General features: G+C 48.1%; 7 protein-coding genes and 1 pseudogene. 6 read left to right on the top strand and 2 right to left on the bottom strand.

Going from position 1 to position 14,078, the window contains the following annotated elements:
* Positions 1-411 precede the first annotated feature (411 nt).
* Positions 412-1,593: a DUF547 domain-containing protein gene (locus D0Y50_RS15620; RefSeq protein ID WP_117317854.1), complete on the bottom strand. Its 1,182-nt coding sequence runs from the start codon at positions 1,591-1,593 to the stop codon at positions 412-414.
* 1,572 nt (positions 1,594-3,165) lie between these two features.
* Here D0Y50_RS15620 and D0Y50_RS15615 point away from each other — a divergent pair.
* From D0Y50_RS15615 to fdhD, 5 genes and pseudogenes are all read left to right on the top strand, one after another.
* Positions 3,166-4,566 (top strand): carbohydrate porin, encoded by a 1,401-nt coding sequence (locus D0Y50_RS15615; protein ID WP_108567335.1) that lies wholly within the window; start codon positions 3,166-3,168, stop codon positions 4,564-4,566.
* A gap of 169 nt (positions 4,567-4,735) precedes the next feature.
* The gene (locus tag D0Y50_RS15610) at positions 4,736-5,176 is read left to right on the top strand and encodes a host attachment protein (RefSeq protein ID WP_108567336.1); all 441 of its coding nucleotides are present in this window, start codon (positions 4,736-4,738) and stop codon (positions 5,174-5,176) included.
* A 908-nt stretch (positions 5,177-6,084) separates the two neighbouring features.
* Positions 6,085-7,301 (top strand): annotated as a pseudogene (sstT, locus tag D0Y50_RS15605) (serine/threonine transporter SstT).
* 588 nt (positions 7,302-7,889) lie between these two features.
* Complete coding sequence (gene mobA, locus D0Y50_RS15600) at positions 7,890-8,441, top strand: molybdenum cofactor guanylyltransferase (protein ID WP_232366283.1); 552 nt, start codon at positions 7,890-7,892, stop codon at positions 8,439-8,441.
* A complete protein-coding gene (fdhD, locus tag D0Y50_RS15595) occupies positions 8,431-9,231 on the top strand; it encodes a formate dehydrogenase accessory sulfurtransferase FdhD (protein ID WP_108567338.1) in 801 nt (266 codons plus the stop codon). The genes mobA and fdhD overlap by 11 nt, the downstream gene beginning before the upstream one ends.
* 8 nt (positions 9,232-9,239) lie before the next feature.
* On the opposite strand, the gene D0Y50_RS15590 is transcribed toward fdhD, so the two are convergent.
* Positions 9,240-11,564, bottom strand: a complete 2,325-nt coding sequence (locus D0Y50_RS15590) for an FdhF/YdeP family oxidoreductase (protein ID WP_108567339.1) — start codon at positions 11,562-11,564, stop codon at positions 9,240-9,242.
* Between the two features lie 1,502 nt (positions 11,565-13,066).
* On the opposite strand from D0Y50_RS15590, the gene D0Y50_RS15575 reads away from it, so the two are divergent.
* Positions 13,067-13,909 carry an alpha/beta fold hydrolase gene (locus D0Y50_RS15575; RefSeq protein ID WP_232366282.1) on the top strand — a complete coding sequence of 281 codons (843 nt, stop codon included), beginning with the start codon at positions 13,067-13,069 and terminating at the stop codon, positions 13,907-13,909.
* The last annotated feature ends 169 nt before the right edge of the window (positions 13,910-14,078 follow it).

Genomic DNA, 14,078 nt, shown 5'->3' with positions numbered 1-14,078 from the left:
CCGGCCGATAGTGGGTTTAGTGACCCGCACCGCCATCGGCAAAGCGCTACTTGATGGGTTTAATAATACCGCCGCTATCTTATAATATGCAGCGGTGGTTAATGCAGCGATACAGTGGGTGGGGAGCGCCCCGACGAACCTGGAAACGGTATCTTCGGGCAGCTACGTAGCACAGTGCTTTTGCGTACCCGACTGGCCCGCTGCACTTCCGGGCCGTGCCTATCGCAGTACCTGCTAAATGAAACCTTAGCTGCTGTACATGCGGAACAGTTTCAGCCGCCTAGCCCAGGCGAATAGCTTTTTCGCCGAATAAGCTAACCCGGTATGTCAGTTTAATCCGGCGCGTTAGTTACCAATACGATAGCCCCGCAGTCAGAGCTACCGTGCGCGAAGGCGGCAGACATAAGCCGGTTAATTTTCCTTAGTTTTTGCCTTTGCTTCTGCCTCATCAATATCTTTAATCTCCACCGAGCCAGAGTTTAATTCATGTCGCGCTTTTAATTGTTGAATCATCTCCAGTTGGGCGGCCGGAAAGCGCACATTAAGCCGTGATTTGCTGACAATTGACTGCGCCAATGGACTTTCTATCGCGCTCATTCCTGAGCCTCCACCTTGATTGAATAGCATTTGCTGAGAGCGCACGGCATCAAGTAGTGCAGCGCTGTTTATCATCCCCGAGCCACCATACTCTCTGGCGCCCCCCATCAAATTAGCCAGTTGCCAGTCAGCTGTTTCAAACTCTAATTCGTCAGCTTCTTGTATCTCGTTGTAGAAAGAGCCTTCAAGAAAATCTAACAGATGACGTCTTAATTTTTCTTTATTGTTATCGAAAAAAGTCATATTACGTTTGTAATAAACCGAAACAGAACCATCAAAATACGTGCCCCGGTTTGAGTTAATAAATTCACGAGCATTTTCTTCAAGTTGTCGCCAAACCCGGTCGCCGGTGAACGCCTCATCTAAAATGCTGGGGCCACCAATATTACCCTGAAATAAACCGTATATTATCAGCGGATCATTGTACTTTTCTTTCAAAATAGTAAATTGAATATCATTAAGACTTAAAGATTCGCCTGCTACGTTCAAAACTTTTTTAGTTAATATGGAATCTTCGTCGCCATAATCCAGTAGGCCTTTAATATTGCCAGGGGCTTTCTGCTCAGCTAGTTGATCAAGTAAAGTGAAATTATAAAGGTTGAGCCAGTAAGCTAATTGCTCTTTTCTATTTAAGGTAGATAGCGGAACCTGTCCGGGCAATAACTCCAGACTTTGTTTAATCGCATGAAGGGTATTTCGAACATCATCGTTTTCTAACGCTTCAAAATAAAATCTGTTTCCCTCTAACGCTGTTAAACGATTTACCCGTGAACGCATTCGCGTTCCGGTGGTTTCTGCTCGTGCTGCTTTTTTTCTCGTGGAACGGCCTACCACCAATACCTCGGCCTTTAAAAAAGCGCTTAAATCATCATAACTTACCGTTAAAGTAGAGTCCTGCGACGCACCTTGAAATGGGGGAGGAAGGTTGTTTTCGCTGGCATGCGTAAGGGCTGGAAACATGAGCGATAGCATTATGAACTGGCTAATAATTTTCATATTATCTCCATTTAACAAGTTAATCCTTTTTTATGATAGAGGGGGCTACAGGTATGTTATAAGCGCTATAACGAACCACTGCAAGTACATATTGTTCATTTTTTGTGCTTTGTGGATAAGTCCCTATAGGCCTGCGAACTAAATTATTAGCCAGAGCTGACAAACACAATATAGCTACCTGCAATACCAATAAGTTGCCACTTTATAGCTCAAAAACCGCTATACAGCCGCGCCCTTTATCTCCTTTCAAGTGCTTATATTATTTATACGATGGTCGGCGTTTATGAAGATAAAATAAGATTAATACCACAAAATAGCCCGGACCTTAGTTAGCCGGTTATAGCAAAGCCAGTAATCAGTGTTTTGCTAAATGGGGTTAGTATTCATATGTTGGTTGTCACAATATAACGAGAAAGGAACGTAACAATTTTTGCAGACGGTCTAACGACGTTTTTCCTTTTTTAAATAGGCGCTTTGTCTGTTTGCTTTACCCAGCATGGATGGCCGGCTTAATAAGTTTTTATGCGTTAGGTATTTCTACTGGCGTCCCCAGACCTGCCTATAGGCTGATGGCCGGTTCGGCAACCGCGTCCACAGGCTATTTTAGCAATTGGGTGTGCGGTCTCGGACAACAAACCCTGCATAGCCCTGGCAAGGGGGGTGCCCCGACTATGCAAAGCCAAATGCTCGCCTGGGCAACGAATTGAACCCTTCGGAGCTCGGCTGCAAAGCCCCTCCGATCCTGACTGAATTTACCCGGATAAATCGGTTTAATGCTAAAGGCTGTGGTACCACCAACCGACGCTTCACTAATTATCGCCGCCAGCGCTTTGCATAGGCGCATTACCGTAGGAAGCCACGGGGGCCTCTTCTCTGCACGGTTAGCCTACCTTTGTTAGTTGTCACCCCCGTAACGCGCGTTGGGCGCACAAATGACTGTAATGCTTCGCCCCTTAGGCTCATTTCGGGTAGGCTCATTTCAGGTAGTTTAGGGCGGTATTAAAAAGCAGGTTTATACATACTTTCTATGTTGTTAACTGCTTACCCTGTCAGGCGCTTTAATCGTTTTATTTAACGCATACTTACTGCTGCTAGCTACCCAACTCTCACTGCAACCAGTAGCCTGACTTCTGCCCTATCTATCCATTGATAGGCACCTAGTAAACCTGCCCAGATAAAGCCAATTAACCAGCGGGAGTATCGATAACCCTTAGCAAACCAACGCCGTTATTGGCGGTGAAACATTTAGTTTTTATTTGTATAACAATAAATAAACAAACATTACTTATTAGCTTCGCGGGTAAGGATGCCCTCGTCAATCCTGCGGCTTTTTGTAGTTCTTAATTGGTCCGCGCTCTTAAGCGTTACTGCCAGCCCCGTGCGGTTATAATGAAATTTTGTTAAAAATACGTACGGCCTGAATGGTTCTTTAAATAAATGCTAATAAAATTTAAATAACCATAGTTGATTTATAGTCCGGACTGCCTTACCGTGCGTATCCTTACAATCAAATTGATGCAGTGAATCGCATTTTGCTGTGGGTAGCAGTAGTAAAACGCCAGTTGGACTAATATGAATTTACATTATTTAACAAATGCGTCGGGTGCCAAAGCAGCGCGGTGGCTCCTGCTTTTATGCAAAAAAGCAGCGAGTAAGCCAGCAAAGTATCGTAAACCAAAGCCAGTGGGTTTAGTGACCCCATGCGTGGTCGGTTTATGTGGGATAGCACTGATAAGCTCAGTACATGCTGCAAGCGCTCAAAGTAACCCGAACTCTTCTGTGCAGTGGCTGGCGTCCTATACGGGGGAGTCTGCCACCAACATCAGTGGTGGTATGGAGCGTGGAAGCGCTTATGCAGGACAGCTGTTTATCGGCGCAGATATTAATCTTCAGCCCGCCTTAGACTGGGACAATACCGTCGTTCATGTCGCATTTACTAACCGGCACGGTAAAAGCCTTGCGCAGACTCATATTGGTAATAGTACCTCAGTGCAGGAAATCTATGGCGGTCAGAACTCCCGCCTAACCCGTTTCAGTATTGAAACCACATTGCTTGATGGGCAGTTAGAACTAGAAGCTGGCCGCACCGTGGCTAATATTAGCTTTTTGGGATCGCAGTTATGTCAGTACTTTCAGACCAACGCCGCGTGTGGTAATCCCACCTTTGTCTTTCGCACCAGCAACTTTAGCTGGTGGCCGGTATCCAGTTGGGGAGGCCGGGCGAAATACTGGTTGTCGTCCAAGGTTTATCTGCATGCGGGTGTATATGAAGAAAATTCCGCGTTTCAGGATGCTGGCGACCATGGTTTCAACTGGAGTACGAAAGACTCTACCGGCGTGGTGGCCCCGGTCACCCTTGGCTATCAAACAAGTTGGGAAACCGACCGGTATCCTAAAAAGTATGAAGTGGGTGGGTGGTATGATAGTACCGATTATGACGATCCGTTGATTGACGATGAGGATCAACCTGCGGTTATCAGTGGCAAGGCATATGCGCCTCAAAATGGCCGGTCGGGTATTTTTACACGTTTTGAGCAGGTCGTTAGCCGACCCGACAGTCAGACCCGGCGCAGCCTTACTGTATTTGGCAACGCATTAACCGGTCTATCAGGAGAATCTACTGAGGATTATTATCTAAATGCCGGATTAGTTAAACGCGGCACGTTTGCCGGGCGCGATGATGACACTATCGGTTTTGTTATAACTTACCAGCACTACAGTGACGAAGCGTTGGAAAACCAACGCCTGGCCAGAGCCGCAAACGGTGGGGTCGGCACCCCCGCTAGTAGCCAGACAATGATGGAACTTAGTTACGGTGTACAGGTTAACGACCACATAAGAATACAACCCAATGTGCATTATATTATTAATCCAGACCAGTTTAGCGAACCTGGCCGTACACAAGACCTGGCCGATGCCTGGGTGGTAGGCATGCGGTTTGACGTTGATTTAGCTGGGTTGCTGTTGCAGTAAATCAAGCAAGGCGCCGATAGCGCAAGGCTATGGGCACTATCTTCAAGGGGCCACGTAATCTTCGTCGCACTAATGCCGATTCCGATACTTCATTAAAAAGCCAGCTATTATCAAACCATTTAGCAGCGATAGCCTTATAAATTCTACATCGTAAAAAGGAGGATGTACTATGTTAGGTAAATCTTATCTTGTCGTGGCTAATCAAAGTGAAGCGAAAATTTTTATAGAAAGCGACAATGCCACTTCATTGGAGCCTGTGGTGGTTTTAATAAACGATGATGGCAGGGAGCATGACAGCGATTTAGTTACCGACCGTCCCGGCGCCACAGCGCCCCCTGGCAGCAATGGCCATGGTACCAACACATTCAGTCGCAAAGACGCAGCGCAAATTGAAGCAGACAGGTTCGCCAATACGGTAACCGACTGGTTAGATAAGCGGCGCAGCGCAGAAAAAATATATCATATCAATATTATTGCCGAAGCCGGTTTTTTAGGCAAACTGCGCAATCATATGTCGAAGCACGTAGCAGATCTGGTAAATAAAACGGTTAACAAAGATGTGGTCCGCGAAGATGAGCAAGTCTGGTTGGATTATATTCGACAGGCGTAAGTAATTTATTCGTCAGCCCATTCGATAAAGCAATACATTGCAAGAAGTAAAAATTTACACAGGCTCTGCCTGGCAGGGCTTGTGATTATGATTCAAACGTTAACCCGAAGGTAATGTTATGGTTAGGAAGAATTATTCAATTGAGTTAATACGACCTATGTGGTGCGTAACTTATTGAACTGATTCCGCAGTGATTACTCCGTGATTTATTCTGCGCTTCTTTAAAAGTATCTGGAACAGTATCCAGTATCCTATTAAACAAACGACCCGCTTAAACCGTATCATCTGCATGCTTACGCAGTTTCGATAGGGCGTTTAGTTAGACTAGGTTATTAATATATATAAAAAGCCTAGCCAAGCAGGATTAAACGAAGTATCGAACATAAGCGGACTTCTTCGCCAATATACTGTCGAAGAGGTAATTTAAAACACATTCCTGTCTATAATGGGCATTCATATTGATTTAGGTGCCTATAAGTAGTCGAATCTCATTTCGTGCTTATTGCTATATCTGACTTGCCAGTTTTCGTTGCCTTTGTTTTTATCAATGTGACATTGCCGCGTTACAGTTAAACGCTACATAGTTTGGCTAGATGAAAGCATTATTACGCTAAAACGATACAACCTATGTCGCCGCGATTTACGCCTATCGTTCTGCTTTAACTAGCCCGAATATCACCGTGGGTGATCGTTAAAAGTGGGCGTCGGTGAGTATTATCGAAGTAATAGCATTTATATTTATAGCAAATTCTTTACCGTAGCCCCACTAGCCAGCGGACTGGGTTCGTTATGCCTACCCGTAAGGGCGAGGATACTGGCCTTTTAGCGCGAATCCTTATCAAACAGGTTCATTTCTGCAGGGTGATGCATTAAGGTGCACGTTGCGAAAATACAATGGACACTCTTTTATGGTTTCAACTGCGTTTTCAACGCTTTTTCAACGTTACATGAACGGCAATATAGTGCTGCAAATCGTGGTGGGGATAGCCTGTGGTGTAGCCTTGGCGACGCTGTTGCCCGACACTGCTCAGACAGTGGGTTTACTGGGCGACATTTTTGTAAAAGCCCTTAAAGCAATCGCGCCTTTATTAGTCTTTATATTAGTGATGGCGTCGATCGCAAACCATAAAAAAAACCAGCAAACTTACATCAAACCAGTACTGGTCTTATATTTGGCCGGTACGCTTATTGCCGCTACCACGGCGGTTATTTTTAGCTTTGTGTTCCCAACCGAACTTAGCCTGGTGTCCTCCCAGGTCAGCCAAAGTGCACCTGAAGGGGTAGGTGAGGTATTGCGTACGCTTATATTTAATATGGTGGATAATCCCGTTAATGCGCTGGTAAATGCGAACTATATTGGTTTGCTTACCTGGGCTGTGGGTTTTGGATTGGGGTTGAGGCACGGTAGTGAAACTACCAAAGGGGTGCTGCAAAACCTAGCCGACAGCGTTACCTCCATTGTCGGCTTTATTATTCGGCTGGCGCCATTTGGTATATTTGGTCTGGTAGCGAATACAGTGGCCAGTACGGGGTTCGATGCACTGCTCGGGTACACCCATCTGCTTGCGGTGTTGTTAAGCGCCATGTTGTTTATTGCGTTGGTTACCAATCCGCTGTTGGTTTACCTGACTACCCGCCAAAATCCATATCCGCTGGTATTTACCTGTTTAAAAGAAAGTGGTATTACCGCATTTTTTACCCGTAGTTCAGCAGCGAATATCCCGGTTAATATGGCCTTGTGTAAACGCCTGAAACTCGATGAAGACACTTATTCTGTCTCTATCCCCCTTGGTGCTACCATCAATATGGGCGGCGCGGCGATCACTATTACTATCCTGACTCTGGCGGCGGTAAACACGCTAGGGATCCCGGTTGATTTTCCCACTGCTATTCTGCTTAGTATCATCGCCGCCGTTTCTGCGTGCGGTAGCTCGGGGGTAGCGGGGGGTCCTTATTATTGATTCCTCTGGCATGTAGTTTGTTTAATATTCCCAACGAGGTCGCTATGCAGGTAGTGGCCGTGGGATTTATTCTCGGGGTGCTGCAGGATTCAGCGGAAACCGCGCTTAATAGTTCTACCGATGTGTTGTTTACCGCTGCTGCGTGTCGCAAGCAGGAACGTTAGTTTATTGATTTTATGGTGGAGCCTGTATACGCAGTTGCTGAGGAAGCCTACGGGCTTACTTTGCGATTGGGTAGGTGGCATAGTACTTTCGCCTTTACTGAGCACGTTTCGCCACACTGTGGATACCGCAATAAAAGCATAATTTCTAGCTGGGCTAAAAACAGGCGCATTGCGTATGCAGTGTTCCATTAAGCGGTATACACGGCGACGGACGGCCGTCGGGGCACTATTGATGATAGCGGGTTTGCCGGGGTCACAGGCAGGTGTTTGCGCGGTGACCACCGCCTGAGGGCTCGATAAACAGCCTGGGCCGGTAGCAACAAGCGGCGTTCTGGATAGCCCAACACGGGGGCCGCTACACTGCCAGCTCGATCCTTGGCCTGCGTGCCACACAGCGGGCCGTTGTGTACACGGTTATCTTGAATTTATAGGTGATGAATATGGCCAAAAGGCTGAATAACCCACTCGCGGCAGATAACCGTGTCATAGCGTGGTGTGCTAGTACAGCTGCGCTGGCGGCTTATAGTGGTAAGCAAGCGGATTGCCTAATGGGTAGCTGTCTGGCGGGTGGATTAACCGGGGGCTGGAGTGCTTAACGGATTGGTGCTTGCGGGGGGGCAATCCCGCCGAATGGGGCAAGACAAAGCGCTAATGCGCTATCAAGGTAAGCCGCTTTTCGAGCATGCTGCCGCTTTGTTAAACGAGGCCGGCTGTAAGCAGGTACTCATCAGTCGCAATCAGCCAGGCTACCTTACCGATATTATTGCTGATGCAGGCCCGCTGGCTGGCGTGCACGCGGCACTTGACGTGCTTAGCGTAGGCGATGAGTTAGTCGTGTTGCCGGTAGATATGCCCCAAATGACCCCGGCATTACTCCGGTCACTTTGGCAATTTGGGCGTGACCAGCAAAAGGCATGTTTTGTGGCCACCCGTATCTTACCCTTTTACCTTCCTGTAACTCACCAGGTGAAAAGCGAATTGCATACATTCTTAACCGCTCAAAAGGAGCGTAAGGTTGTACGCTTTTTAAATGCGATCCATGCTGCGACGTTTTCCGGCTACGTTAATGAGCCCGGCAATTCAGGTGATGCAGCCTGGCTTAACGTAAATTCCCCGGAAGACTGGCCCGATGAAACCTAACTCCCACGACGCGCCTGAAGGCGTTAACACGTTTGCTGCATTGGTGTTAGATGAGCAACAACATACCGACTATTTTCCTCTGGCTGAAGAGGTAGCGCTAAGTATTAGCTACAATGGGATAAATTATGCGGTTATGCTGGTTACCCCCCAGAATATTGAAGATTTTGTGGTCGGCTTTAGTATTACTGCCGGCATCATTGAACAGCGTCGTCAGTTGTACGGTATAACCTTACAGCGTCACAGCGAGCACATTAGCGCAGAGGTAGAGCTGTCTAACCAGGCCTTCTGGAAACTGAAATCTACCCGCCGCCAGTTAGCGGGTGCCAGCGGCTGTGGCCTATGTGGTATCGAGGCTTTAGATATGGCCCTGCCAGAACTTGAACCTTTGGCCCCGGCAATGCTTCCCACCCGTGAACAGCTAAATGGGTTACGGGAGCGCATTGCCAAAGAACAACAGTTAGCTAAGTCCAGTGGGGCAGTACATGCGGCACTGTATCTGGATAAACAGGGTAATGCGCTGGCCTGTCGTGAAGATATAGGCCGACATAACGCCTTTGATAAACTCATTGGCGCTATTTTTTCTACTGGTTTGCATGAAGCGGATAACATGGTCGTGTTAACCAGCCGCTGTAGCCTTGAGTTGATTCAAAAAGCGGTTCGCGCCGGTTTACCGCTGCTTGTCACATTCTCGGCGCCTACCGCACTGGCAGTAAAATGGGCATCACGCTATGGCTTGACGCTTATTCACGTCCCCAAACATGATGCCCCCCGCGTGTACAGTGCTGGCTAGCTGGTATGCTAAACCGCGGCCACTTCTATTCGATTGTCCGGAGCCGATTTTGCAAGTGTAATGGCGATAAACTTGGATGTCGGGGTGAACGTACCTTCGCCATAACTTTCCAAAGGAACTAGCGGGTTGGTTTCCGGGTAATATGCAGCAGCCTGGCCCATCGGTGTGTCGTAAGCAACCAGCATAAACTGGGTAACCTGGCGTTTTTTACCATCTTTCCACAAAGACGTAATATCTACTTTATCGCCGTCTTTGAAGCCAAGCCGCTCAATGTCTTTAGCGTTCACAAACAATACGTGGCGCGTACCAAACACACTACGATAGCGATCGTTCATACCATATATAGTGGTGTTGTATTGGTCATGCGAACGTAACGTTTGCAAAATAAGATCCGGCTTTTCACCCCGCGCAACAATATCTGCATTAAGCAGCGAATCGGGCAGCTTTATCGATTCAAATTGCGCCTTGCTACTGGGGGTAAGCCAGTTTCTTTGGGCCGCGGCATTACCCAGATGAAACCCGCCAGGATGTTGTAGTTTACGATTAAAATCAGCAAAGCCGGGAATGGTATCGGCGATAAGATCGCGGATACGGTCATAATCAGCAATTAATTCATCCCAGTTTACCGGGTAGTCGCCCAGGGTAGCTTTTGCCATACCGGCAATAATGGCTGGCTCTGAGCGCAATAAAGGCGAGCTTGGCGGAAGTTGCCCGTGCGATATATGCACCATCGAAAACGTATCTTCAACAGTGATTCCCTGCTGCCCGCTAGCTTGCATATCTACTTCGGTTCGGCCCAGACACGGCAATATAAGAGCGGCCTTGCCGGTAATCAAATGCGAGCGATTAAGCTTGGTACTAATTTGCACAGTAAGGTCGCATTTGGCTAATGCCTCCTGTGTACGCGGGGTGTCAGGGGTGGCTTGCGCAAAATTTCCGCCCAGCCCGATAAATACCTTGGCCTTGTCCTGTTCCATTGCTTGGATAGCCTGAATGGTATTGTTGCCTTTTTTGCGCGGGGCGGTAAAAGAGAAGCGTTCTTCCATCGCATTTAAAAAGGCTTCTGAAGGGTCCTCGTTAATACCCACCGTCCTATCGCCCTGCACATTGCTGTGGCCGCGTACGGGTGACAGCCCCGCTCCGGGCTTGCCTACATTGCCGCGAAGAAGCTGTACGTGCACAATTTCTTTAACCGTAGCAACCGAATGGTGGTGTTGGGTAATACCCATCGCCCAACACATAATCACGCGTTCTGCCTTACAGTACATTGCCGCGGCGTGGCGTATCTCATCGCGAGACAGCCCCGATTGCTGCTCTATCTGTTCCCATTCAGTGGCATCTACCGCCGCCAGGTAATCATCTACGCCTTGTGTATGCCGCTGCAAAAACTCATGGTCAAATATGGCGGGCTGGTTATTTTGTTGTGCTTCGCGTTCCCAGGTCAGTAGCCATTTAGCGATACCCCGCATAACAGCCATATCGCCGCCTAAAGCAGGGCTAAAATAGGCTGTATTGGTAGGTTCTGATCCGTTCGACAGCATTTCAGTGGGATGCTGAGGATTCTGAAACCGTTCAAGCCCCCGTTCTTTTAAAGGGTTAAAGCATACTACCTGAGCGCCACGTCTGACCGCTTCACGCAAAGGCTCTAACATGCGCGGGTGATTTGTTCCCGGGTTTTGACCAATCACAAATATAGCGTCTGCTTTAGCGAAGTCATCAAAAACCACCGTTCCTTTACCGACGCCAATGGTGGGTGTCATACCCAGGCCACTCGCCTCATGGCACATATTTGAACAATCGGGAAAGTTGTTGGTACCGTAGGCCCGCACGAATAACTGGTACAAATAAGCGGCTTCATTGCTGGCGCGCCCGGAAGTATAAAAATTGGCCTGATGGGGCGATTCAAGTTGTGTTAAATGAGTGGCCACTAATTTGAAAGCATCTTCCCAACTGACTGACTCATAATGATCGGTGGCCGGGTTATATTGCATAGGATGGGTCAGTCGGCCCTGCGATTCCAGCCAATAGTCAGTATGGCGTTTTAAGGCGCTCACCGAATGCTTGGCAAAAAAGTCGGGCCCTACATAATGGCCTGTAGATTCCCAATTCACCGCTTTGGCACCATTTTCGCAAAACTTTACCATGCCGCTTTCAGGCGACTCCCCCCACGCGCAGCCTGGGCAATCAAAACCTTTATGATGGTTCATTTTTAACATGGCGCGAAGGTTTTTGATGGGTTTTTCACTGCCTATCCAGAATTTAGTCACGCTTCTTAGTGCGCCCCATCCGCCGGCGGGTTTGTCGTAGGATTTGATGTTGCTTTTATCGGTCATATTTAGAATCCCCGTCTGCGTGAGCAGACCTACCTTGTATAAATGCGATAGCACACCATAAGCATGCTGAGCCGCCGAAGCCAACTGATAGCGGTGACTGCACAATAAAAGCGGTCAATCGAACCCAGAGGCATGTAGCGGTGGCGTTGTTCCAATAATGAGGCTAAATCGGGTAATGTTTAACACCACGCATGCCCCGCTGATGGTGTTAACACAAACATTGCGACCGCAGGAATTTACGGTTTGAGGAATGCTGCATTACTGGTGTAGGTACTTTACGCTCGCCGGCAAAGTTCATATTTTAGGGCAGGTGTATAGCAAAGTTTCAGCACTGTTTAGCCCTACGAATTTTTTACTAAATTACCGCTATGCCAGCTTATTTTGCTGGTGTATTAACAGATGTGCAGCGCGGATATTGCGCCGTGCTACCAGTATGGCCCATTAACCTGCCCCAGGGCGGTGGGCGGCCATAACATCGCGAACTATAGCTATTCACGGCGCACTATAATTACTGAACTTCGCATAGATGGCGTTATCACGGTACCGGCTGCGGCGACAGTGGGAAGCTGCCTGCGCATAGCACCACCAACTGTTGCCTTACGTCGCGGTGCAGCACCACGAAATAATAAACCAGCAAAGCTTGTCTACTACGCCAGTAAGCGAAGCCGCGTTTGCCACATACAACCGTTACCTTCTTCAGTCGTTGCAATAAGGCTAAATCAAGGCTAAAAACCGCTAAAAAGGCCTGAAAAAACGGTATGCGAACACATGACGGGAAAGTGCCAGAAAGTTAGAAAAAGTTAGAAAAAATACATTGGTCAGGGGGCGGGGTAGAACACGTCAGGCAAACCGTTTTTTGGAAATGATTCTTTTGATCTGGACCCGGCGGGTTAGCGAATTTATTTCACCCTTATCATTGCCATTATCTTGCTTATTTCTTTCATCTTCGCCCGTCAGCACAACGCGCAAGAATATATACTCAACGCAGCCGAGGGGGTAGTGTGGTCGATATCGGCCCGGCACCTGGTCCTGGTACGGGGCGTTCTATAGCGCCACGCTTATGCCTTACCGCCAAGCTTATACCTTATCGCCACGCTTATGCCTTACCGCCACGCTTATGCCTTACCGCCACGCTTATGCCTTACCGCCACGCTTATGCCTTACCGCCACGCTTATACCTTACCGCCATGCTTATACCTTACCGCCATGCTTATACCTTATCGCCATGCTTATTACCTTACGGCGCGACATTAAGCGCCGCACTCTTCTTCCATGCCAGGTTTTATAAGAGGTTGGGCGCAGCTCTGGGCACGTGGCATAGCGCCATCGCTGTTGAAAATACCCCCGAAAAGAAAACAATTGTGAACTCAGTGGTGCCGAACACGTAACTTGAACAAACGTTCAAGATGTTTTAATAGCAGGCTAAAGCCACTTATTGGAACAACGCGCATGATGAATGTTCAACATCTATATGATTTTTGAGTTAACCCGTGGAGCGCAATATGAGTAATGACATGGCAACAATGGAAACCACAGATACCCGTTACACAATGATTGAAGGCCACCGCATTGCCTACAAAGAAATGGGTCAGGGAGAGCCACTGATACTGGTTCATGGTATTCCCACCAACAAGCTATTGTGGCGTAATATCATGCCAGAGCTCGCCAAACATTATCGGGTGATCGCGCCAGACATGCTTAATTATGGCGAGTCCGACATGCCGGAGAAGGCGGATGTATCCATCAATGCACAAACCCGTATTCTATTAAAACTGATGGATGCGCTTGGCATAGCACAAGCGAATATTGTGTCTCACGATATCGGCGGGGGCGTAGGGCAGCTTATGGCAGTGAACCATCCTGAGCGAGTGCGCCGACAAGTACTGATAGACAGCGTCTGTTTTGACTCCTGGCCCATCCCCGAGTTTGAGAAAATGCTTGAACCCGGTGTTGAAGCCTCAATGAGTGTGGAAGACTTTATCAGTACCATGCGTGACTTTATGCCTAGTGGCGTTCACGATTCTGCGGTGGCTACCGAGTCGATGATTGAACGTTACGTGGGCCAGTGGAACAGCGCGCTGGGCAAGGCGGCTTTCTTTCGTAATATGCGTCGCTTGAATAAAGAATATACCCAGGCGATAGCCGCAGAACTGGCAAATATTGAAATCGATACGTTAGTGTTGTGGGGCGATAAAGACAACTTTCAAAAACCCAAATACGCGCCGCAGTTGGCCGACGCTATCCCAGGCGCCCGCCTGAAATGGATTGAAGACGCTGGCCGTTGGGTAACCGATGAAAAACCTAACAAAACATTAAGACACATACTTGAGTTTCTTGCTGATTAAGCCATAAGCGGCTTGGCACCAGAAGATTCCGCCCCGGGGGCTTTGCCCGGGGCCGGGGTTTCGGCCATGTTCCTGGCGAGCCCGGGCCGAACCTTGCAGCGACGTTAATTTTCAGTCATCTCACTAAACACTAGCATCGTTAATGCTAGCCGCGCATTCATGCGGATAA

Source organism: Salinimonas sediminis (genome assembly GCF_003429285.1).
GTDB classification, from domain to species: domain Bacteria; phylum Pseudomonadota; class Gammaproteobacteria; order Enterobacterales; family Alteromonadaceae; genus Alteromonas; species Alteromonas indica.
Note: the sequence above shows the minus strand (reverse complement) of the source record. Positions and strands in the feature narration are given on the sequence as shown.

Bases quoted from the DNA above. Each gene is read 5' to 3' on its own strand.
- D0Y50_RS15620 (WP_117317854.1), bottom strand. From the start codon at position 1,593: ATGAAAATTATTAGCCAGTTCATAATGCTATCGCTCATGTTTCCAGCC.
- D0Y50_RS15615 (WP_108567335.1), top strand. From the start codon at position 3,166: ATGAATTTACATTATTTAACAAATGCGTCGGGTGCCAAAGCAGCGCGG.
- D0Y50_RS15610 (WP_108567336.1), top strand. From the start codon at position 4,736: ATGTTAGGTAAATCTTATCTTGTCGTGGCTAATCAAAGTGAAGCGAAA.
- fdhD (WP_108567338.1), top strand. From the start codon at position 8,431: ATGAAACCTAACTCCCACGACGCGCCTGAAGGCGTTAACACGTTTGCT.
- D0Y50_RS15590 (WP_108567339.1), bottom strand. From the start codon at position 11,564: ATGACCGATAAAAGCAACATCAAATCCTACGACAAACCCGCCGGCGGA.
- D0Y50_RS15575 (WP_232366282.1), top strand. From the start codon at position 13,067: ATGAGTAATGACATGGCAACAATGGAAACCACAGATACCCGTTACACA.